The following is a 20,064-nucleotide window of genomic DNA, read 5'->3' on the forward strand; positions in this document are numbered from 1 at the left end:
ACCAAGGTGTTTCAGAATGGGAGCAAGTATGCGATTCCCGAGTATTTAAGTCAACTATAAGACCTAGTACTTTAGTCAGGATTACCCGTAAAAAGGGCGCGCGAATCATAGCAGGGTGCGAGGGGTAATGGCACATTCAACATCATGTGGCCGATAAAGCGTACGCCTTGTAGGAGCCCGGCTTGTCGAATCGTCGCACCGCGGCGATTGCGACCCTGAAGATGCCATCGCCGGCAAGCCGGACTCCTACCAGGGAGTATTTCAGCTGGCTTGCTGATTGGTTTCGGCCTTGATCTCGGCGAAATCTTCTTCACGCAGCTCAGGCAGATCTTTCGCACAGTAAGGACTGCCGAGATCCTTCAACGCACCGCACATGCCGTCCAGCTTGCCATCCACGGCCTGCAAATGATCGAGCAACTGGCCGATGGCCCGGGCCACCGGGTCAGGCATGTCTTCGCTGACGCCATAGGCATCGAAGCCGATTTTCTCGGCCATGGCCTTGCGCTTGGCTTCCTGCTCATCACCTGCTTCGGGCTTGACGATAATTCGACCCGGGATACCGACAACGGTAGCGCCGGGCGGAACCGCCTTGGTCACCACCGCATTGGAGCCGACCTTGGCACCCGCACCGACAGTAAACGGGCCGAGCACCTTGGCGCCCGCCCCCACCACCACGCCATCACCCAGCGTCGGGTGGCGCTTGCCTTTGTTCCAGCTGGTGCCGCCCAGGGTCACGCCCTGATAAAGGGTCACGTCATCGCCGATCTCGGCGGTTTCGCCAATCACGATGCCCATACCGTGATCGATAAAGAAGCGGCGACCCACCTTGGCACCCGGGTGAATCTCGATCCCGGTCAGCCAGCGTCCGAAGTTCGAGACCAGCCGCGCCATCCATTTCCAGCCCATGCCCCACAGGGCACCGGACAACCGGTGAATCCAGATCGCGTGCATGCCCGGATAGCAGGTCAGCACTTCAAAGGCGTTGCGCGCCGCAGGGTCACGGTGGAAAACACTCTGGATATCTTCTCGCAAACGCTCGAACATTTTTAATCCTTCCGCTTAAGCAGCTCGCCACGGGCCGCTTTCTGGGTTTCCGTGAGGATGCCACGCAATATATTCATTTCTGCCCGGCTGACCGAGCTGCGTCCGTAAAGGCGACGCAGGCGTGCCATCAAGTGCCGTGGTTTTTCCGGATCGAGAAACTCGATGGCCACCAGGGTTTGCTCCAGGTGCTCATAGAACCGCTCCAGCTCGTCCATGGTGGCCAACTCACCACTCTTGGTAGACGCAACCTCTTCCTTCTCTACCTTGCTCGGCTGGCCAGCCGCGGCCAACCAGGCCATGCGCACTTCGTAGGTCAACACCTGCACCGCCGCCCCAAGGTTCAGCGAGCTGAACCCTGGGTCCGATGGGATATGCACGTGGTAATGACATCGCTGCAGCTCTTCATTGGTCAGGCCGGAGTCCTCACGACCAAAGACCAAGGCGATTTCAGCGCCGCCTGCGGCCTCCTCGACCACTTTGGTCCCGCATTCACGCGGATCCAGCAGCGGCCAGGGGATGCGACGGTCGCGAGCACTGGTGCCTAGCACCAAATTGCAGCCGACCAAGGCATCTTCCAAGGTGGCGACGACCTGGGCTTTTTCAAGCAGATCATTGGCACCCGATGCACGGGCATCAGCCTCGTGGTGCGGGAACACGCGCGGGTCGACCAGCACCAGGCGCGTCAACCCCATGTTTTTCATGGCTCGCGCCACCCCGCCGATGTTGCCGGGATGACTGGTATTGACCAAGACGACACGAATGTTTTGCAGCAAGGGAGGCGCTCTCGGACACGGGAAAGGGGAGCAAATCTTACAGAACAGCCTAAGGTTATGCCATGAAAGCTAACGTCGTCCTTCACCTGAAGAAAGTTTCTGCTAGAATGCTCGGCTTTCTTTAACAACCTTAGGTGACACATCCATGCAGCCCATGCTGAATATCGCGCTGCGCGCCGCCCGCAGCGCCAGTGAATTGATCTTCCGCTCCATCGAGCGCCTGGATACCATCAAGGTCGACGAAAAAGACGCCAAGGATTACGTATCCGAGGTGGATCGCGCCGCCGAACAGAAAATCATCGACGCCCTGCGCAAGGCCTACCCTACCCACGGGATCCTCGGCGAAGAAACCGGCCTGCACAAAGGCAGCGGTGAAGGCGAAGACTACCTGTGGATCATCGACCCACTGGATGGCACCACCAACTTCCTGCGCGGCATCCCGCACTTTGCCGTGAGCATCGCGTGCAAATACCGTGGCCGCCTGGAACACGCCGTGGTTCTGGACCCAGTTCGCCAGGAAGAATTCACCGCCAGCCGTGGCCGTGGCGCCCAACTGAATGGTCGTCGCCTGCGCGTCAGCGGTCGTACCAGCCTGGACGGCGCCCTGCTGGGCACCGGCTTCCCATTCCGTGATGACCAGATGGACAACCTGGAAAACTACCTGGGCATGTTCCGCGCCCTGGTTGGCCAGACCGCTGGCATCCGTCGCGCTGGCGCTGCAAGCCTGGACCTGGCGTATGTGGCCGCTGGTCGCTTCGATGCATTCTGGGAGTCGGGCCTGTCCGAGTGGGACATGGCGGCAGGCGCCCTGCTGATCCAGGAAGCGGGCGGCCTGGTGAGCGACTTCACCGGTGGTCACGACTTCCTTGAGAAAGGCCACGTGGTTGCCGGCAACACCAAATGCTTCAAGGCAGTACTGACGGCGATCCAGCCGCACCTACCGGCCTCGCTGAAGCGCTAAGCGAGCGGGCACAAAAAAGCACCCTTCGGGGTGCTTTTTTTATGCCTGGGCTTTAGGAAAACCCAAAAACTACTGAGCAACACACAATTCACTGTAGGAGCCGGCTTGCCGGCGATGGCGATCTATCTGTCAGCGCTCTTAATACTGACCTACCGCTATCGCCGGCAAGCCGGCTCCTACAGGTATTGTGGTGTCAATTACTGCTGGTTCTGGCCGAGAATCAAGCGACCTTCTTTGTCGACCGGAATCTGGTTGCCCGGGTCACGCTCCATGCGCACCGAGCCCTCTTTTCCATCCAGGGTGTAACGCACGTCATAACCGACCACCTTGTCGCTGATGTCGTTAACGGTGTTACAACGGGTTTGTGTGGTGGTGTAGGTATCGCGGTTCTGCATACCTTCCTGAACCTTGTTACCGGCATAACCACCACCTACTGCACCGGCCACGGTGGCCAGCTTCTTGCCATTACCGCCACCGACCTGGTTGCCCAACAGGCCACCTGCCAGCGCACCGACCACGGTGCCGATGATCTGATGTTGATCTTCTACCGGCTTCTGCCGGGTCACGGCGACGTCCTTGCAGACCTCGCGCGGGGTTTTGATCTGGGTCTTGACCGGCTGCACCGCCAGCACTTGCGCATACTCAGGGCCGCTTTTTACCAGGCTGTAGGTGGCAACAGCACCCCCGGCAGTCACACCGACAGCACCCAATACCGCACCAACCAGCAACGACTTGTTCACGTGAACCTCCTGACCATCACAAACGGACCGAAACGTCCGCGCTATACCCAGCCTTGGAGCAAAAAAAAAGGCACGAGTTCAATACTCGTGCCTTCTTTGTAACAGCAGATCAACAAGCACCCATCAAGGGCGGTCATCGACCTCCTTGCCGGTTGCAGCAGGAGGGATCAGGTCTTCGCTGTTGAGGTTCAGCCAGATCAGCACCACGTTGGCAATGTAGATCGACGAGTAGGTACCCGCCAGAACGCCGATAAACAGCGCCAGGGAGAAGCCCCACAGGTTGTCACCACCAAAGATCATCAGCGCGGCAATCGCCAGCAAGGTGGAGATCGACGTCGCCATGGTCCGCAACAGGGTCTGAGTGGTGGAGACGTTGATGTTCTCGATCAACGACGCCTTGCGCAGTACGCGAAAGTTCTCACGGACCCGGTCGAATACCACGATGGTGTCGTTGAGGGAGTAACCAATGATCGCCAGCACAGCCGCCAGTACGGTTAGGTCGAAGGTCACCTGGAAGTACGCCAGGATGCCCACGGTCACGATCACGTCGTGGATCAGCGACACAATGGCGCCGACACCGAACTTCCACTGAAAGCGGAAAGCCAGGTAGATCATGATGCCGACCAGCGCCATCAGCATGCCAAGGCCGCCCTGGTCGCGCAGTTCTTCACCCACTTGTGGGCCGACGAACTCGACGCGCTTGACCGACGCCGGATTGTCGCCGCCGACCTTCTGCAAGGCCTCGGCCACCTGGTGACCCAGTTGCGGGTCTTCGCCCGGCATACGCACCAGCAGGTCGGTGGTTGCACCAAAGCTCTGCACGATGGCTTCGTGATAGCCGGCCTTGACCAGCTCGCTGCGCACCAGGGTAACGTCGGCCGGCTTCTCGTAGGTCAGCTCGATGAGCGTACCGCCGGTGAAGTCCAGACCGTAGTTCAGGCCCTTATGGAACCAGCTGAACAACGCCAGAACGGTAAGGAGCACGGTGACGCCGAACGCAACGTTGCGAACGCCCATGAAGTTGATTGTACGTAACATGGCAGCCCCTTAAATCCACAACTTCTTGAAGTCACGCCCGCCAAAGATCAGGTTGACCATTGCGCGGGTCACCATGATGGCCGTGAACATCGAGGTAAAGATACCGAGGGACATGGTCACCGCAAAACCTTTGACCGGGCCGGTGCCCATGGCAAAGAGAATCCCGCCGACCAGCAAGGTGGTCAAGTTGGAGTCGAGAATCGCGGTAAATGCCCGGCCGAAGCCTTCGTTGATTGCACGCTGTACGGTCATGCCCGCCGCAATCTCTTCACGGATCCGCGAGAAGATCAGTACGTTGGCGTCTACCGCCATACCCATGGTCAGTACGATACCGGCGATACCTGGCAAGGTCAGGGTAGCGCCCAGCAGCGACATCAGGGCCAGCAGCATCACCATGTTGCCCGCCAGGGCCACGGTGGCAATGATGCCGAAGAAGCGGTAGATGGCGATGATGAACAGGGAAACGAACAGCATGCCCCACAAGGCCGCGTCGATACCCTTGGTGATGTTGTCAGCACCCAGGCTTGGGCCAATGGTACGTTCTTCAGCGAAGTACATCGGGGCAGCCAGGCCACCGGCACGCAGCAGCAGCGCCAGCTCGGACGACTCGCCCTGGCCGTTCAGGCCAGTGATGCGGAATTGAGCACCCAGCGGCGACTGGATGGTCGCCAGGCTGATGATCTTCTTCTCTTCCTTGAAGGTCTGTACCGGCACGTCTTTCTCGACGCCGTCGACCACTTGCTTGGTGTAAGTGGTGACCGGACGCTGTTCGATAAAGATTACCGCCATGCTGCGACCAACGTTGCTGCGCGTGGCGCGGCTCATCAGTTCGCCGCCGTGACCATCCAGGCGGATGTTCACTTCAGGCGTGCCGTGCTCGCCAAAACCTGCTTTGGCGTCGGTGACCTGGTCACCGGTGATGATCAGGCTACGCTCGATCAGCGCTGGAGGGCGATTGCCCTCGCGGAACTCGAATTCCTCGGCAGTGGCGCGGGTAGCACCCGGCTCAGCGGCCAGACGGAATTCCAGGTTGGCGGTTTTACCCAGGATACGCTTGGCTTCAGCGGTGTCCTGTACGCCCGGCAGCTCAACTACGATGCGGTTGGCACCTTGGCGCTGAACGATCGGCTCGGCCACACCCAGCTCGTTGACGCGGTTACGTACCGTGGTCAAGTTCTGCTTGATGGAGTATTCGCGGATTTCCGCCAGCTTGGCCGGGGTCATCGCCAGACGCAGTACAGGTTGACCGTTCAGGTCGGCCGGTACGATGTCGAAATCGTTGAAGTTCTTGCGCACCAGCGCACGGGCCTGTTCGCGGGACGCTTCATCAGAGAAGCCCAGCTGGATGGCACCGTTGAGCTGCGGCAGGCTGCGATAACGCAACTTCTCTTTGCGCAGCAGGCTCTTCACGTCGCCTTCGTAGACTTTCAGGCGCGCGTCGAGGGCTTTGTCCATATCGACTTCCAGCAGGAAGTGCACACCACCGGACAAGTCCAGACCCAGCTTCATCGGGTGCGCGCCGATGCTGCGCAGCCATTTTGGCGTGGTCTGTGCCAGGTTGAGCGCGACTACGTAGTCGTCACCCATGGCCTTGCGCACGACGTCTTTGGCCGGCAATTGGTCTTCTGCCTTGGTCAGGCGCAACAAACCGCCCTTCGCATCAGCCGCCAATGTTGCCGCTTTGACCTGGATGCCCGCGTCGGTGAGCGCTTTGCTCGCGCGTTCCAGGTCAGCCTGATTGACTTGCAGCGAAGTGCTGGCGCCAGTGATCTGGATCGCCGGGTCATCAGGATAAAGATTGGGAGCGGAATAAATAAAACCGATCGCCAGCACCGCCAGGATCAGTACGTATTTCCACAGAGGGTATTTGTTCAGCATCACGCCGCCCGCTTATAACGCGGGGCGCCTTGCGCGCCCCGTCGATTGGTAAAGGTTGTTACTCAGATCGCTTTGAGCGTGCCTTTTGGCAGCGTGGCGGCGATGGCGCCCTTCTGGAACTTCATTTCTACGGTGTCGGAGACTTCCAGCACCACGAAAGCGTCGGAAACCTTGGTGATCTTGCCAGCGATACCGCCAGTGGTCACAACTTCGTCACCTTTTTGCAGGCTGCCCAGCAGGTTTTTCTGCTCTTTGGCGCGCTTGGCCTGTGGACGCCAGATCATCAGGTAGAAGATGACCAGGAAGCCGACCAGGAAAATCCACTCGAAACCACCGCCCATAGGACCGGCAGCGGCAGGCGCAGCGGCATCAGCCATGGCGTTAGAGATAAAAAAGCTCATTTAGCACTCCAGTTGCAAATAGTGAATCTTAGGGTCGGAAAACTCAGTCCAAGGGCGGCACAGGGAGCCCGCGCTTGGCATAGAAGGCATCGACGAAGGCGGCCAATGTACCCTGTTGAATAGCCTCGCGCAAACCAGCCATCAGGACTTGGTAGTGACGCAAATTGTGGATGGTATTCAACATGCTACCCAGCATTTCCCCGCACTTGTCCAGATGGTGCAGATAAGCACGGGAGAAGTTCTGGCAGGTGTAGCAATCACAGGTGGGATCCAGCGGCGAATCATCATGGCGATGGAACGCGTTACGGATCTTCAGCACGCCTGTATCGATGAACAGATGCCCATTGCGGGCATTACGGGTTGGCATCACGCAATCGAACATGTCCACACCGCGGCGCACACCCTCTACGAGATCCTCCGGTTTGCCAACGCCCATAAGGTAACGAGGTTTGTCAGCGGGCATCAGGCCCGGCAGGTAATCCAGCACCTTGATCATCTCGTGCTTGGGCTCGCCCACCGACAAACCGCCGATGGCCAGGCCGTCAAAGCCGATCTTGTCCAAGCCTTCCAGCGAGCGCTTGCGCAGGCTTTCATGCATGCCGCCCTGCACGATACCGAACAGCGCAGCCGTGTTATCGCCGTGAGCATTCTTCGAACGCTGGGCCCAGCGCAGGGACAACTCCATGGAGATCCGCGCGACATCTTCATCGGCCGGGTACGGGGTGCACTCGTCGAAAATCATTACGATGTCGGAACCCAGGTCGCGCTGTACCTGCATCGACTCTTCCGGGCCCATGAACACTTTGGCGCCGTCTACCGGCGAGGCGAAGGTCACGCCCTCTTCCTTGATCTTGCGCATGGCGCCCAGGCTGAACACCTGGAAACCACCCGAGTCGGTCAGGATCGGGCCTTGCCACTTCATGAAGTCATGCAGGTCGCCGTGCTTCTTGATCACTTCCGTACCCGGGCGCAGCCACAGGTGGAAGGTGTTGCCGAGGATGATCTCGGCGCCGGTGGCAACGATGTCGCGCGGCAGCATGCCCTTGACGGTGCCGTAGGTACCCACCGGCATGAAGGCCGGGGTTTCGACGGTGCCGCGCGGGAAGGTCAAACGGCCGCGGCGAGCTTTACCATCCGTGGCCAGCAATTCAAACGACATACGACTCATGATTGTTCCTCTGGGCCGCGCGGCGCCGGATTACGGGTGATAAACATCGCATCACCGTAGCTGAAAAAACGGTACTCGTTGGCGATGGCGGCTTGATAAGCGGCCATGGTTTCCGGGTAACCGGCAAATGCCGACACCAGCATCAACAGCGTGGATTCCGGCAAATGGAAGTTGGTCACCAGGCAATCGACCACATGGAACGGCCGGCCCGGGAAAATAAAGATATCGGTGTCGCCACTGAACGGCTTGAGCACGCCATCACGCGCCGCGCTCTCCAGCGACCGCACGCTGGTGGTGCCCACGGCAACCACCCGACCGCCGCGCGCCTTGCACGCGGCCACCGCATCCACCACGTTCTGGCTGACTTCCAGCCATTCGCTGTGCATATGGTGGTCTTCAATCTTATCCACACGCACCGGCTGAAATGTACCGGCCCCCACGTGCAGGGTCACATAAGCCGTTTCGACGCCCTTGGCGGCAATCGCATCCAGCAACGGCTGATCAAAATGCAGCCCGGCAGTCGGCGCGGCCACGGCACCAAGGCGCTGGGAGTAAACGGTTTGATAGCGCTCGCGGTCCGCGTCTTCGTCGGGGCGGTCTATATAAGGAGGCAGCGGCATATGGCCGACGCGCTCCAGCAACGGCAGCACTTCCTCGGTGAACTTGAGCTCGAACAACGCATCATGGCGCGCCACCATCTCGGCTTCGCCACCGCCATCAATGAGGATGCTCGAACCCGGCTTCGGCGACTTGCTGGAGCGCACATGGGCCAGCACGCGATGGCTGTCCAGCACCCGCTCCACCAGAATTTCCAGCTTGCCGCCGGAGGCTTTCTGGCCAAAAAGGCGAGCCGGAATCACCCGGGTATTGTTGAACACCATCAGATCGCCTTGGCGCAAATGCTCAAGCAAATCAGTGAATTGACGGTGTGCGAGGGCACCGCTCACCCCGTCCAGGGTCAGCAGTCGACTGGCGCGACGCTCGGCCAAAGGGTGGCGAGCGATCAGCGAATCAGGGAGCTCAAAAGTAAAGTCAGCAACGCGCATGATGGTGTTCGTCTAGCAGGGCCGGGAAGTCTAGCGGAAATAGTGAAAATTGACCATGAAACGTGATTGACCAACGGTAATCACCTCTCTATACTTCGCCGCCATTGAGCCCTGATGGCGGAATTGGTAGACGCGGCGGATTCAAAATCCGTTTTCGAAAGGAGTGGGAGTTCGAGTCTCCCTCGGGGCACCATCTTAAAAAAAGACCTTGAAATTCAAGGTCTTTTTTTTCGCCTGCAGAAAAGTGGGCAGCCAGCGAAATCACTGCTCACCGCCCTCTCTACCTTGAAACGCAATCCCTCTGTGGGAGCTGGCTTGCCTGCGAAGGCGCCAGCCCCAACACCATCAAATCACCCGCCTACACACCAACCGCTTCACCCTCCTCCACCAGCCCATTCGGCAACATTCCATTCGCCAAATCATCCACCACCGCCTTCGCCATCTCCGCCAAATAATGTGCCGCCCAGGCATAGCAATCCGCGTTCGTGTCCATCGCCGCACCCAATGCCAGCATTTTTGAACAGTGGAGAAGCTCTGAGGCATGCTCAAGGGCATCGCGAATGGGTACGCCGGAATTGACGCGGAATAGGCGGTGAAGGTTGGGCTGTTTGCCGCAGGTGGAGAAGGTGATGACTCCGAGGGTTTTGTTGAGGGGTGGGTTGATCATTGGGCACCTCCCAGATAGGTGGAGGTCTGGGTTGTGGGATTGCGAAGATACGACCTATCAGAAACGCTCATTGCTTAGCTCCTAATGTAGAGAGCTGCCACGTTCGTTTCTCATGCGAATAGGTGGCAGCTATGCGCGGGCTGACATCCATCACCATGGTTGACGCCATGCAGGTGCTCACTATCAGCAACAGATATAGCCACCTTTACCGAAGCTGAAACGATGGCCCTTTTTCTTCAAGATCCTTTCAATTTCAACGATTGAAATTTCAGTAACTTCCGGCACCTCCCACTCACTCGATCCCGCGGGTTTCATGCCCCGTGTACTTCAGATAGTGCCAGGGTCCCCAGCACCATTCTGGAGACTGATTGCTTTCTGCCATCCTCCAGCTACCCTCCTTCCGTGCTGGTCTTCGTGCAACTCAGCGAACACAGCACACATTGCTAAATATTGAGTCATTACCGATCCGACACACGGAAGCGAGGACTAGCCAATGCAATCATTTGTCGTGAATAGAAATGTACAGGCCAACGGCGACTACGAAGTGCATAACACAACGATTGGCTGCAGCTTCATGCCAAGGCCGGAGAATCAGGTACCACTCGGAAATCATCTCACCTGCACCGGCGCAGTCAGCGCCGCTCGGGTAGCAAATCCCACACTAAAAATTAATGGTTGTTACTATTGCTGCAATCCTTGCCACACCAGCTAAATTCCTGGCAGAGAACGAGGGGGTTTACGGATCGTTCATAACCAAACTTAGGATTGCACGATCAAAGGCCCAAGCAGCTTGTATCCCTCCGTGTATCCCTAACCATATTACCGATCTGTAAGCTACGGATTATATGGGAGGCTCCAGCCTCCCTCGGGGCACCATCTTAAAAAAAGACCTTGAAATTCAAGGTCTTTTTTTTCGCCTGCAGAAAAGTGGGCAGCCAGCGAATTCACTGCTCACCGCCCTCTCCACCTTGAAACGCAATCCCCCTGTGGGAGCTGGCTTTCCTGCGAAGACGCCAGCTCATACAACTTCAACTCACCGACCTACACACACGCTTGAGCACCACCTCATTCGCCAAACGGGGCTGCAAGGCGTCTAGCGAATCCGGTGCGATTCAAAACGTATACTTAAAACTCGTCATAAAATTACGCGGCGCGCCATAAACACTCCAGCTATCCGCATACGCGTAGTAGCTGCGATCAAACACATTATTCACGTTCAACGTGGCACTCAGGTTCTTGCTGATGTCATACCGCGCCATCAAATTGGTCAGTGCATAACTGCCCTGATCGAACGTGTGCAGGTCCATCCCCGTCTTGCTCTGCCAGTTCACGCCACCGCCCACGGTGATCTTGTCGAGCACACCTGGCAGGCGGTATGTGGTGAAGGTTTTGAGGCTATGCCGTGGGCTGGTGGTGACAATGCGCTGATCGTCCTGGTTGGTGCTCACGCTGTACGCATAGCCCGCCGATGCTTGCCAGCCTTCGCTCAGTTCGCCGTTGAGTTCCAGTTCGACGCCTTGGGTAGTGGTGCCTTGCTCCAGACGGTAGATGTCCGGCGCACGCACGTACACCGCGAGGTTGTCCTGGTCGATCTTGAACAGCGCCAGGCTGGCGTTGAGTTTGTCGTCGTTGAAGCTGCCTTTCACCCCGACTTCGTAGCCGGTGCCTTCCTGGGGGTCGAGGGCTTTGTTGTTTTCGTCGTGGACGCCATAGGCCTGCGGGTTGAAGATTTTGGTGTAGCTGGCGTACACCGCCCACGTTTCGCTCAGGTCGTAGACGATACCCGCGTAGGGCAGGAAAACGCCGTTGCGGGTTTCCTTGCTTTCGGTGTTTTGGGTCGGGTCAGCGTACACGCTGGATTCGTTGTTGCGCTTCCAGTTAGTGACGCGGCTGCCGAGGATGACTGCGGTGTTGTCGGTGACATGAAAGCGCGAAGTCAGGTAGGCGGCGTATTGGTTTTCTTCGATGTGGGTCTTGCCCACCGGCGTGGTATCCGGGCGATTGGCCCCGCTGCCGTTCCAGTTGAAGATGTTGGGCACCGTGCCGTCGTAGCCGGTCCAGGAGCCGAACCAACCGCCGTGGCTTGGGGTGTTTTCGTTGTAACGTGACATTGTGACGCCGGCGATCAACTCATGCTCACGGCCGAACAGGCTGAATGGCCCGGTGAGGTAGGCATCAAGATTGTTCTGGCGCGGTGTGCCGGACCAGCGGTTGGGGTACAGGTAAGCGCCAGCACCCGTGTCCTGATCGATATCACCGTTCATGTAGTTGATCAGTTCATCGAACTGGTTCTGGGTATGGCTGACTTCCACCTTGCCGCTCCAGCCGTTGTCGAACTGGTGCTCGATGGAGGTGAAGACGTTGGTCTGCTTGCGGTCGTTGTAGGCCCAGTCCGGCGCGCTGTTGGCGGAGCGGCTGAAGTTTGTTCGGTTGCCGTTGCTATAGAACATCTGGAACCCGGTGCGCAGCGGGTCGTTGACTTGGTTGTTAATGTAGCTGAAGCCCACCGTGAGCATGGTGGCGTCGCTCAGGTCGAACTCGGAAATGCCGTACACCAGTTGCGAGTCGGTGTTGACGCGGTCGACCCAGGAGTTCTGTTTCTTGTAGTCCACCACCAGGCGCCCGCGAACATTGCCGCTGTCGTTCAAAGGCCCGGAGACATCAAAGCCCGTGCCATAACGGTCCCAACTGCCCGCCTCTCCCGTGATGCTGGCCTGGACCTCGGCGGTCGGGCGCTTGCGGATCAGGTTGATGGTCGCCGAGGGCGTGCCCGAGCCGCTGATCAGACCAGTGGCGCCGCGCACCACTTCAACACGGTCGTACATCGCGGTGTTTTGCGTGGTGTTGTCCAGACGCGCCGAGGTGGGTACGCCGTCGATCTCGAAGTTGTTGATCTGAAAACCACGGGACCAGTATGTATCGTTCTCCGCGCCTACACCGACGCGCAGCACGGTGATGCCCGGCGTGGCTTCCAGCACTTCGGTGAGGTTGGTGAGCTTCTGATCGTCGAGGCGCTGACGGGTGATGACCGTGAGCGATTGCGGGGTTTCTTTTTGGGTCAGGTTTAACCGCGTCGAACTGCTGGACGAATACGTGGTGTACAAGCCGGTGCCCTCAGTGGTCGAACCCGGCGCCATGCCGGAGATCGACACCGTGCCCAGTTGCAACGCGCCGCCTGCACCCGGCTGCAATTGATAGCGCCCTTCGCCGGTCTGCACCACCGTAAGCTCACTGCCAGCCAATAGCGTTTGCAGTGCCTGGTCGACCGTGTAGCTGCCGCGCAGCGCCGGGCCTGTCTTGCCGGCGGTGAGCGCGGCATTGCCTGCCAGGTAGATGCCGGCCTGGGCGGCGAGCCGGTTGAGTTGGTCAGCCAGGGCACCGGCCGGCAGATCGTAGGTCTGCACGCTGGACTGCTCGGCGGCTGCCGCCCGTGGCGCCATGCTCAGGCTGGTGGGGATGGCCAAGGCAAACGCAATAGCCAGCGCCAAGGGTTGTGGTGAGTTACGCAGGAATGAGGACATAAAACAGTTCCGGTCGAAGGAGGCATCAAGCCGTTGTCCTTCACTAATTCGAATGAGCAATCAAAACCGGAAGCACACGATGCAAAAAAATCAGCGCGGAACCACCGTGGTCCACCAGGCGAAGCGCCGCTCGGTGCGCACGGGCAAGACCTGCTCAAGCATGGTCAGAGCCTGATCGGTGTCTTGCAGGGGATACGTGCCCATCACCCGAAGGTTGGCGACCTGTGGGTCGATGCCCAGATGGCCATGGCGATAGCTGGCCAGTTCGCCGATAAAGTCCCCCAGGCGCATATCGTTCGCCATCAGCACACCTTTTGCCCAAGCCTCACGCCCAGGTTGCGCACGTTGCATTGCGCCCAGGTGCTGACGGTCGAATAGAACACCCTGCCCCGCCGGTATGATGCGGCGTTGATCCGTGTCGCCGCAGCTGGCCTCCACGCTGCCCTCAAATACATTGAGCAGCGTGTGCCCATCCTGCTCACGCACGCTGAAGCGTGTGCCGAGCGGACGCAAGCGGCCCTGCGGTGTATCCACCACGAAGGGGCGACCGTCCTTGCCGGTATTGATCAGGATTTCGCCGCTGTAGAGTTTCAACTCACGCTGACCGGCGCTGAAATTCACATCCAACGCCGTGCCGCTGTTGAGCCAAATACGCGTTCCATCGGCCAACAGCTGCTCGCCCAGCACCGTGGTGTTCGTATGGAAATCCGCGCGCCAGGTGCCCGACACCCAACGCTGCTGCCAACCGGCCCAGCCCAGTAGCGTGCCGCCCAAGACCATCGACAGCCCGCGCAACACCTGGCGCCGCGAACGCTGGGACTGCCGCAAACTCTCCAGCGTCTTGTTGGCACCCACGGCATCGTCCTGCAACGGTGCAAAGCGTTGCCCCACACGCGCGACATAGCTCCAGGCCAGACGATTGACTTCACTGTGGGCATGCCATTGGCGCCAGGCCTCATGCACCGGCAAGGCGTTGGGTTCGGCACTCAGACGAGCGAACCAGTCGGCGGCCTGTTGCAAAGTGGCATGGTCGAGGCCACCGGGGTTGGTGCTCATGCCAAGGCACCGTCCAACTCAGCCTCCAGCACCATGCACTGGAACATGGCTTGGCCGATGTATTTGGTAACGGTGCGCTCGCTCACGCCAATCCGCAGCGCGATCTCGCGATAGCTCAAGCCCTCGATCTGGGCTAGGCAGAATGCCTCGGACACCTTGGCCGGCAAGCGATCAAGCATCGCCTGCAAATGCACCAGGGCCTCCAACACCAATGCGCGATGTTCTTCCGAAGGCGCGCACGCTTCAGGCCGGCTCGCCAACACCTCAAGCCAGGCCTGCTCCACGTGCTTGCGTCGGAAAAAATCCACACACACATTGCGCGACAAGGTGCTGAGGTACGCACGCGCATGCCCTTCGCTGCCGAACTCACGCGGGTGGCTCAACAGCCTGACAAACACATCATGAGCCAGCTCGGCGGCATCACTGACATTGCCGAGTTTTCGCGCCAGCCAACGTTGAATCCAGCCGTGATGGGCGCAATAAAGGCTGCTGATGCTCAAAGATGCGGTGCCGGGCTCGGGAAGCGGTGGCATACACAGCCCTACGAATAAGAATTGTTCCCAATGGTAATGAGAAAAACTGACCACTACAACGAGCAAAAGCGATGGCATTGCGGCGGACGGCTTGAAGTACGAGGTCTTTTTTTTCCGGTTCAGAACAGGGATCATCGCCCTCCCAAAAGACGCCGAGGAACCGAAACCATGGAATTGACGCTGGAAGCGGTGGCGCTCTTTGCACTGAAACTGGTGTACGAGACGGACGGCGGCAGCCCGGTTTTGCGTGATGACCCAGTGATGGTCGGGTATGACCGCGAGGTGTTTGGGTTGTTGGTGCGGCAGGGGGATCTGGCTGCTATTCAACTCAAGGTTGATGAGTGCCTGACACTCGCACTCAAGTCCCTGGGCGGCGCCAACACCGTGATGGGCCGCGAGCTGCAACGGCTTGCGGTGGACGTGCGCCAAGCATCAACACTTGAAGCACTCAATGCCCCGCTCAACACCCTCAAGGACTATCTGAAAGCCATTTTGTGAAGCGCGACTCAGCGTCGCCCTTCCACCGCCATCCGCACCGCCAACCCCATCAGCACCGACCCCATCAACCAGCGCTGCACCACCTGCCAGCCCGGCCGGGTGACAAAAAACACCGCGATGGAACCCGCCATGGTGGCAATCATTGCGTTGACGCTCACGCTGATCAAAATCTGCGTGAAGCCCAGCACCAACGATTGCGTCAGCACACTGCCATGGCCATTCGGGTCGATGAACTGGGGTAGCAACGACAGGTACATCACCGCCACCTTGGGGTTCAGCAGGTTGGTCACCAGCCCCATCATGAACAGCTTGCGCGGGCTGTCCTGCGGCAGGTCCCGCACCTGGAACGGTGAACGCCCTCCCGGTTTCACGGCCTGCCAGGCCATGTAGAGCAGATACAACGCACCGCCAAAACGCAGGGCGTCGTAGGCAAACGGCACTGCCATCACCAACGCCGTGATCCCCAGCGCCGCGCACAGCATGTAAACCAGAAACCCCAACGCCACGCCGCCCAGGGAAATCAACCCAGCCGTGCGCCCCTGGCAGATAGAGCGTGAAATGAGGTAAATCATGTTCGGGCCGGGGGTGAGCACCATGCCGAGGGAGATCAGCGCGTAGGCTAGCCAGCTGGACAGTTCAGGCATGATGGGGCTCCGTTTTTAAACATCTGGCCAAGGTTGTCAGGTTGGCCGCCATGGTAGGGCGTTCAAAATGCCCGCGTTAGATACAGATCCGTGAGCAAAACGGCATACACAAGGACAGGCATATGATCGACTTCAACAACAAAGGCTTTTTCAAACTCAAGCAAAACAACGAATACGCCGAACGCGTCTCGGCGCTGCTGCTGGACGGCGAAGAAGTGGTCGACGCCTACAAGGCCATGCGCGACGGGGTGGTCTTCACCACCAAACGCATCATCGCGGTCAACGTGCAGGGGATCACCGGCAGCAAGAAGGACTTCACCTCGCTGCCGTACAAGAACATCGTGGCGTACTCGGTGGAAACGGCTGGGACGTTTGATCTGGACTCGGAGTTGGAGATCTACTTTTCATCGCTGGGGAAAGTGAAGTTTGAGTTCACCGGGAAGACCTCGATTGTGGAAATCTCGCGGTTGATTTCCAAGCATCTGCTGGGCTGAACAGCATCAAATGTAGGAGCTGGCTTGCCAGCGATGGCGCCTGCCCGTACACCATCAAATCTCCTACCGCCCCCCTAATATGCCTCCCTGGCAAAACGACCTGCGCTCTCCCTATACCCAGATAAGAGAACGCCTCCTGACGATTCGGCCATTACAAACACGCTGACTTTTCCCACGCTTCGCCTCGAACAAAGCCAATATCAACCCTCACCTCCCCCCTCGTAGGCTCACTCCCCCACACAAGGAAGTGAGCCGGTCATGTCAGAGCGCTTTTACCCTCCCACCGAAAAAGAACTGCTCAAACAGCGCATCCTGACCCCGCAACCATCGCGCGTGCCCTATTCGCCGTTGATCGATTCTTTCATTCCCACTCCCGCCCCAAAACCGCCCCCCGCCAAACCTCCCGGCTGCACCTTCACCAAACCCTGCAAACTCCCCGACGGCCTCATTCGCTATAGCGATCCAACAGGTTACGTGCCGCTGGAGCTGGTTAAGGACTACGGCCATTTCAGCTTGTTGGGTGGGCGCGAGGTGGACAGCCAGGGCCTGGTTGCCCTGCGCAAGATCAGCGGCAGTGCACTGCCTGTTGGCTTGGGGCAGTTGGCGTTACATTCGGTCGCTTTGGAGACGGCAGTCGCGGCGGCGGGCACTGTGGCTGCTGGGCTGCTGACGGGGCTGGTCGCGTTGGTCTGGCCAGCGGAGCTGGGGGACAGCGCGCTTTACAGTGAAGAACAGTTGCGTTCGATGCAGCGGGCGCGTTCGCAGATGCGGTTGCATGTTGAGCAACGTGAGGATGGCACGCTCAAGGGGTATGGATTTTACACGGGCAACAATGCCGATTGGCAGATGATTGATGTGGTGCAGTTTCAAGCCCGTGGCGATCGGTTTGTGGCGGATTTGGGTGAGGGTGTTGAGCTGATCTGGACGCCTGCGGTTGATCGGGGCGACACGCTCGGTATTCCGGCTCTGGAGGCTGCGCCGCAAGCGCCGGTGATGTGGATTTATCCGCCGACGGAGAAGGCCGCACAGATTCTGGTAAACCCGATTTATCCACCGGAGTATCGGGATTTTATTCTGGTGTTCCCGGTGGAGTCGGGGGTTCGGCCGCTGTATGTGGTGGTGAGTGTTAAGGCCGGGGATCACAAGTACCACAAGGCGCCGAATACTAAACAAATAACTGGTTTTGAAAACCTGATAAAAGCAAAACCCATGACTCCCAGACAGGGAGGTGCCGGCCTAAGGGAGCGCTGGATAGAGGAGAAAGGCCGGAGAATCTATGAGTGGGATTCCCAACATGGAGAATTGGAGGTTTACCTAGCAAGTGATGGAAGCCATATAGGCGCGTTCAATCACATAACAGGCGAGCAGTTAAAAGGACCGAAGAAAAAGCGAAACATCAAAAAATATCTGTGAGGAACACATGGGACTAAAAGTGAGACTGGAATGGTTCGATAGAACCACCGAGTGTCTAAGCGGGACGGAGGACTCAGCGGATTTGGGAGACGACTACTCCGTGATTTCCAACCTTGGGCTATCGATAGATGAGGACGTCAACAACGGTATGTTTGAGTTGCGTCGCGAGTGGTTATCGCTGGTACAGGTGCACTTCTCTCACGCAATCGCCCTTTCAGAAAGCGACTACTTCATCGCATTTGATTACGAAGATGCAAACGAATAACACAGACGTAGAGGGTTCAGTTTCATGCGCAGACTGTCACTGACAGATAAAAAACTCCGAAACATCCCCAGGCACCTCCGAGCCCTGACTCGCTGGGCTGACGGCTTCAAAGGCTGCTTTTACAACGAGCTGCCGTCGGAACCCAATTACATAAATATAAGAATCCCGGTTATCGAGAATCTTGTTGAAGGCAAACAAACCACGCCGGAGATTCTCGCGCATTGCGCTCAACAGTTGATCAAGGTTGCAGGTCATCTGTTTGAAGCACGGTTAGACGATGACCCTGAGTGTTGGATTGTCGCCTGCATCATGGTCCCGGACATGTTCTCAAGCAGAGTCTGTGTCTACACCGACAAAGCGCGCCATCTCGGCCACACCCAACCCTTTGACTACGAACACTTCCGGCAAACCCGCATCACCGGACGAAGTCTCGCCTGTGAATGGGGCCTGACCGTCCCGCCAGGGCTTCACGAGGCTGGCTTTCACTTTGTTCATGAAGACGAAGAAGGAAACGTCTTCGAGTCAGAGCACTGGTACTTCGGAGAAGTCAGCACGAACGATGAAGAACCTGGCGCAGAGCGCTGGAAGTATCAAACCTTCAGGTCCTTCCAGGCGCAACACCCGCATCTGTTCGGCCCGTCCGTTTAACCCACCATCACCAAGACTGTCGTAACTGACGATAGAGAGAGGTTTCCAAAATGGTGATGAAGATAAGACTGCGATGGTACGAAAAGCAAAGCAGCGACTTGAAGGCAGCTGAGTACTCAGCGGATATCGAAGATCCCGACAGTGTTTTTGAAGCATTGGGTCTAGGCGAGGAGACCGCGATATACGCCGATGTATTCAACGTACTGCCTAACTGGATAACGATTATCCAGCCGTATTTCCAACACATGATTGAACCCAATCAGCTCGACTACCAAATTTCCTTTCGCTACCAAGGCGCCTGGCCACCACCTTCAAAGCAACCTGAGAAGGCGTCTTGATGCAATGAAACCTACAGCACAAAGCCGCTCCTCTATCGCTCAGTCAACACACGAACCATGGCGTGCGCCACGGGAGTTAAGGCGCTTACCGGTACGAGCGAACGCGCAGCTCAATGCACAGCCATCAACGCCCGGCCTTTACCACGCAAACGGTGGGCAATGCCCACCGCTCAATCAACTCAACTTACCCCGCCTTCGTCTCACTCCCCTCCCCCCCCATCAACACCCGATTCGCCGGATCGGTGATATCAAATACCTGCTGTGCACACGCCGAACGACTAGGCGTGAACTGGAACTCCACCAGATACACCTTCGCTTTCTCTGGGGTGAACGTGCTCTCCGGCGGTATGCAGCTGTAATAAGCGCCATTGCCTATGTTTCCCGCCCGACCAAATACGGTGAGTTTCTTGCCTGGGTCCGCCTGGATCTCCAACTGCGGAAAGCGTTTGAACCCGGCGCTGGCGACTGTCTGGTTGAGTTTGGCGATCCAGTTGAAAACACGGCCTTCACCGGTGTCCACCACCGTACCCAAGGTTTCCACGCGTTGGTCAGGGTCGCCTTCGCGGCGGATGGAAAATTCGACGGGGTTGGTGCCGCCGTAGGCTTTCATGATGACTTTGGCGTGTTCGGCATCCACGGCTACAGTTTTCTGACGAAATTGCACGCCGTCCTTGAGCAGGCTGGGCGAAGAGTCGCGTTGGTTGGATTGGCAGGCGCCCAGGGCCAGGGCGAGGGAAAGCAGCGCGATGCGCTTCATGGGGATGTCCTTATCGGGGATGAGAGTGAAGACTGGACCCGAGTTTAAACATTTTGTTCCGCTGGGACCGAATAAGCGGCTGATGCTCAAGCAATCAGCGATGCAAGAGTCGTGGCCTGGCAGGCCTACCGAGGTGATCCCTTCGCAGCCTCGCCAGGGCTCGACATCTCCCACATTGGAT

General features: G+C 58.2%; 21 protein-coding genes and 1 tRNA gene. 8 read left to right on the forward strand and 14 right to left on the reverse strand.

Annotated features, from left to right (window positions below; genetic code table 11):
• Nucleotides 1–261 precede the first annotated feature (261 nt).
• Together cysE and trmJ are read right to left on the reverse strand one after the other, a co-directional pair.
• A complete protein-coding gene (cysE, locus tag AC07OV_RS09190) occupies nt 262–1,044 on the reverse strand; it encodes a serine O-acetyltransferase (protein ID WP_176997019.1) in 783 nt (260 codons plus the stop codon).
• Between the two features lie 2 nt (nt 1,045–1,046).
• The gene (trmJ, locus tag AC07OV_RS09195; RefSeq protein WP_176997018.1) at nt 1,047–1,817 is read right to left on the reverse strand and encodes a tRNA (cytosine(32)/uridine(32)-2'-O)-methyltransferase TrmJ; all 771 of its coding nucleotides are present in this window, start codon (nt 1,815–1,817) and stop codon (nt 1,047–1,049) included.
• Nucleotides 1,818–1,962: 145 nt separating this feature from the next.
• Between trmJ and suhB the strand changes: the two genes are divergently transcribed.
• Nucleotides 1,963–2,778 carry a type III secretion system regulator SuhB gene (gene suhB, locus AC07OV_RS09200; protein ID WP_003175971.1) on the forward strand — a complete coding sequence of 272 codons (816 nt, stop codon included), beginning with the start codon at nt 1,963–1,965 and terminating at the stop codon, nt 2,776–2,778.
• 197 nt (nt 2,779–2,975) lie between these two features.
• Here the strand turns inward: suhB and AC07OV_RS09205 are convergent, their stop codons facing one another.
• From AC07OV_RS09205 to queA, 6 genes are all read right to left on the reverse strand, one after another.
• A complete protein-coding gene (locus AC07OV_RS09205) occupies nt 2,976–3,518 on the reverse strand; it encodes a glycine zipper 2TM domain-containing protein (protein WP_176997017.1) in 543 nt (180 codons plus the stop codon).
• 123 nt (nt 3,519–3,641) lie between these two features.
• Nucleotides 3,642–4,556 (reverse strand): protein translocase subunit SecF, encoded by a 915-nt coding sequence (secF, locus tag AC07OV_RS09210; protein WP_176997016.1) that lies wholly within the window; start codon nt 4,554–4,556, stop codon nt 3,642–3,644.
• Nucleotides 4,557–4,565: 9 nt separating this feature from the next.
• Nucleotides 4,566–6,434: a protein translocase subunit SecD gene (gene secD, locus AC07OV_RS09215; RefSeq protein ID WP_176997015.1), complete on the reverse strand. Its 1,869-nt coding sequence runs from the start codon at nt 6,432–6,434 to the stop codon at nt 4,566–4,568.
• 62 nt (nt 6,435–6,496) lie between these two features.
• Entirely contained in the window at nt 6,497–6,835 is a 339-nt protein-coding gene (gene yajC, locus AC07OV_RS09220) for a preprotein translocase subunit YajC (RefSeq protein WP_003175975.1), read from the reverse strand.
• Between the two features lie 43 nt (nt 6,836–6,878).
• Nucleotides 6,879–7,994, reverse strand: coding sequence for a tRNA guanosine(34) transglycosylase Tgt (gene tgt, locus AC07OV_RS09225; RefSeq protein WP_032803964.1), 1,116 nt, complete (start codon nt 7,992–7,994; stop codon nt 6,879–6,881).
• A gap of 5 nt (nt 7,995–7,999) precedes the next feature.
• The gene (gene queA / locus AC07OV_RS09230; RefSeq protein WP_494996631.1) at nt 8,000–9,049 is read right to left on the reverse strand and encodes a tRNA preQ1(34) S-adenosylmethionine ribosyltransferase-isomerase QueA; all 1,050 of its coding nucleotides are present in this window, start codon (nt 9,047–9,049) and stop codon (nt 8,000–8,002) included.
• Nucleotides 9,050–9,157: 108 nt separating this feature from the next.
• Between queA and AC07OV_RS09235 the strand changes: the two genes are divergently transcribed.
• Nucleotides 9,158–9,242 (forward strand) — tRNA-Leu (locus tag AC07OV_RS09235).
• Nucleotides 9,243–9,407: 165 nt separating this feature from the next.
• Here AC07OV_RS09235 and AC07OV_RS09240 read toward each other — a convergent pair.
• The 4 genes from AC07OV_RS09240 to AC07OV_RS09255 all read right to left on the reverse strand — a co-directional run bounded on the left by AC07OV_RS09240 (nt 9,408) and on the right by AC07OV_RS09255 (nt 14,826).
• Nucleotides 9,408–9,716 (reverse strand): DUF3077 domain-containing protein, encoded by a 309-nt coding sequence (locus tag AC07OV_RS09240; RefSeq protein ID WP_176997013.1) that lies wholly within the window; start codon nt 9,714–9,716, stop codon nt 9,408–9,410.
• Between the two features lie 1,112 nt (nt 9,717–10,828).
• Nucleotides 10,829–13,237, reverse strand: coding sequence for a TonB-dependent siderophore receptor (locus tag AC07OV_RS09245; protein ID WP_495092081.1), 2,409 nt, complete (start codon nt 13,235–13,237; stop codon nt 10,829–10,831).
• A 90-nt stretch (nt 13,238–13,327) separates the two neighbouring features.
• Nucleotides 13,328–14,293, reverse strand: a complete 966-nt coding sequence (locus AC07OV_RS09250; RefSeq protein ID WP_495092082.1) for a FecR domain-containing protein — start codon at nt 14,291–14,293, stop codon at nt 13,328–13,330.
• Nucleotides 14,290–14,826 carry a sigma-70 family RNA polymerase sigma factor gene (locus AC07OV_RS09255; RefSeq protein WP_176997010.1) on the reverse strand — a complete coding sequence of 179 codons (537 nt, stop codon included), beginning with the start codon at nt 14,824–14,826 and terminating at the stop codon, nt 14,290–14,292. Before AC07OV_RS09255 ends, AC07OV_RS09250 begins: the two co-directional genes overlap by 4 nt.
• Nucleotides 14,827–14,994: 168 nt before the next feature.
• Here AC07OV_RS09255 and AC07OV_RS09260 point away from each other — a divergent pair, with 168 nt between their 5' ends.
• Complete coding sequence (locus tag AC07OV_RS09260) at nt 14,995–15,324, forward strand: hypothetical protein (protein ID WP_495092083.1); 330 nt, start codon at nt 14,995–14,997, stop codon at nt 15,322–15,324.
• Between the two features lie 8 nt (nt 15,325–15,332).
• Here the strand turns inward: AC07OV_RS09260 and AC07OV_RS09265 are convergent, their stop codons facing one another.
• Entirely contained in the window at nt 15,333–15,968 is a 636-nt protein-coding gene (locus AC07OV_RS09265; RefSeq protein ID WP_495092084.1) for a LysE family translocator, read from the reverse strand.
• Between the two features lie 122 nt (nt 15,969–16,090).
• Between AC07OV_RS09265 and AC07OV_RS09270 the strand changes: the two genes are divergently transcribed.
• The 5 genes from AC07OV_RS09270 to AC07OV_RS09290 all read left to right on the forward strand — a co-directional run bounded on the left by AC07OV_RS09270 (nt 16,091) and on the right by AC07OV_RS09290 (nt 19,126).
• Nucleotides 16,091–16,462 (forward strand): PH domain-containing protein, encoded by a 372-nt coding sequence (locus AC07OV_RS09270; RefSeq protein ID WP_176997007.1) that lies wholly within the window; start codon nt 16,091–16,093, stop codon nt 16,460–16,462.
• Between the two features lie 258 nt (nt 16,463–16,720).
• Complete coding sequence (locus AC07OV_RS09275; RefSeq protein WP_495092085.1) at nt 16,721–17,875, forward strand: S-type pyocin domain-containing protein; 1,155 nt, start codon at nt 16,721–16,723, stop codon at nt 17,873–17,875.
• A 7-nt stretch (nt 17,876–17,882) separates the two neighbouring features.
• Nucleotides 17,883–18,140 carry a colicin E3-like toxin immunity protein gene (locus tag AC07OV_RS09280; protein WP_495092086.1) on the forward strand — a complete coding sequence of 86 codons (258 nt, stop codon included), beginning with the start codon at nt 17,883–17,885 and terminating at the stop codon, nt 18,138–18,140.
• Between the two features lie 24 nt (nt 18,141–18,164).
• Complete coding sequence (locus AC07OV_RS09285; protein WP_495092087.1) at nt 18,165–18,788, forward strand: DUF3916 domain-containing protein; 624 nt, start codon at nt 18,165–18,167, stop codon at nt 18,786–18,788.
• A gap of 50 nt (nt 18,789–18,838) precedes the next feature.
• Nucleotides 18,839–19,126, forward strand: coding sequence for a colicin E3-like toxin immunity protein (locus AC07OV_RS09290; protein WP_495092088.1), 288 nt, complete (start codon nt 18,839–18,841; stop codon nt 19,124–19,126).
• 184 nt (nt 19,127–19,310) lie between these two features.
• Here AC07OV_RS09290 and AC07OV_RS09295 read toward each other — a convergent pair whose 3' ends face one another.
• Nucleotides 19,311–19,883: a hypothetical protein gene (locus AC07OV_RS09295; protein WP_495092089.1), complete on the reverse strand. Its 573-nt coding sequence runs from the start codon at nt 19,881–19,883 to the stop codon at nt 19,311–19,313.
• Nucleotides 19,884–20,064: the final 181 nt, after the last annotated feature.

It is taken from the genome of Pseudomonas sp. GW821-FHT09A09, assembly GCF_059418405.1.

Excerpts from the sequence above, each read along its gene's own strand:
- cysE (WP_176997019.1), bottom strand. The coding sequence starts at position 1,044 with ATGTTCGAGCGTTTGCGAGAAGATATCCAGAGTGTTTTCCACCGTGAC.
- suhB (WP_003175971.1), top strand. The coding sequence starts at position 1,963 with ATGCAGCCCATGCTGAATATCGCGCTGCGCGCCGCCCGCAGCGCCAGT.
- secF (WP_176997016.1), bottom strand. The coding sequence starts at position 4,556 with ATGTTACGTACAATCAACTTCATGGGCGTTCGCAACGTTGCGTTCGGC.
- secD (WP_176997015.1), bottom strand. The coding sequence starts at position 6,434 with ATGCTGAACAAATACCCTCTGTGGAAATACGTACTGATCCTGGCGGTG.
- yajC (WP_003175975.1), bottom strand. The coding sequence starts at position 6,835 with ATGAGCTTTTTTATCTCTAACGCCATGGCTGATGCCGCTGCGCCTGCC.
- tgt (WP_032803964.1), bottom strand. The coding sequence starts at position 7,994 with ATGTCGTTTGAATTGCTGGCCACGGATGGTAAAGCTCGCCGCGGCCGT.
- queA (WP_494996631.1), bottom strand. The coding sequence starts at position 9,049 with ATGCGCGTTGCTGACTTTACTTTTGAGCTCCCTGATTCGCTGATCGCT.
- AC07OV_RS09240 (WP_176997013.1), bottom strand. The coding sequence starts at position 9,716 with ATGATCAACCCACCCCTCAACAAAACCCTCGGAGTCATCACCTTCTCC.
- AC07OV_RS09245 (WP_495092081.1), bottom strand. The coding sequence starts at position 13,237 with ATGTCCTCATTCCTGCGTAACTCACCACAACCCTTGGCGCTGGCTATT.
- AC07OV_RS09250 (WP_495092082.1), bottom strand. The coding sequence starts at position 14,293 with ATGAGCACCAACCCCGGTGGCCTCGACCATGCCACTTTGCAACAGGCC.
- AC07OV_RS09255 (WP_176997010.1), bottom strand. The coding sequence starts at position 14,826 with ATGCCACCGCTTCCCGAGCCCGGCACCGCATCTTTGAGCATCAGCAGC.
- AC07OV_RS09260 (WP_495092083.1), top strand. The coding sequence starts at position 14,995 with ATGGAATTGACGCTGGAAGCGGTGGCGCTCTTTGCACTGAAACTGGTG.
- AC07OV_RS09265 (WP_495092084.1), bottom strand. The coding sequence starts at position 15,968 with ATGCCTGAACTGTCCAGCTGGCTAGCCTACGCGCTGATCTCCCTCGGC.
- AC07OV_RS09270 (WP_176997007.1), top strand. The coding sequence starts at position 16,091 with ATGATCGACTTCAACAACAAAGGCTTTTTCAAACTCAAGCAAAACAAC.
- AC07OV_RS09275 (WP_495092085.1), top strand. The coding sequence starts at position 16,721 with ATGTCAGAGCGCTTTTACCCTCCCACCGAAAAAGAACTGCTCAAACAG.
- AC07OV_RS09280 (WP_495092086.1), top strand. The coding sequence starts at position 17,883 with ATGGGACTAAAAGTGAGACTGGAATGGTTCGATAGAACCACCGAGTGT.
- AC07OV_RS09285 (WP_495092087.1), top strand. The coding sequence starts at position 18,165 with ATGCGCAGACTGTCACTGACAGATAAAAAACTCCGAAACATCCCCAGG.
- AC07OV_RS09290 (WP_495092088.1), top strand. The coding sequence starts at position 18,839 with ATGGTGATGAAGATAAGACTGCGATGGTACGAAAAGCAAAGCAGCGAC.
- AC07OV_RS09295 (WP_495092089.1), bottom strand. The coding sequence starts at position 19,883 with ATGAAGCGCATCGCGCTGCTTTCCCTCGCCCTGGCCCTGGGCGCCTGC.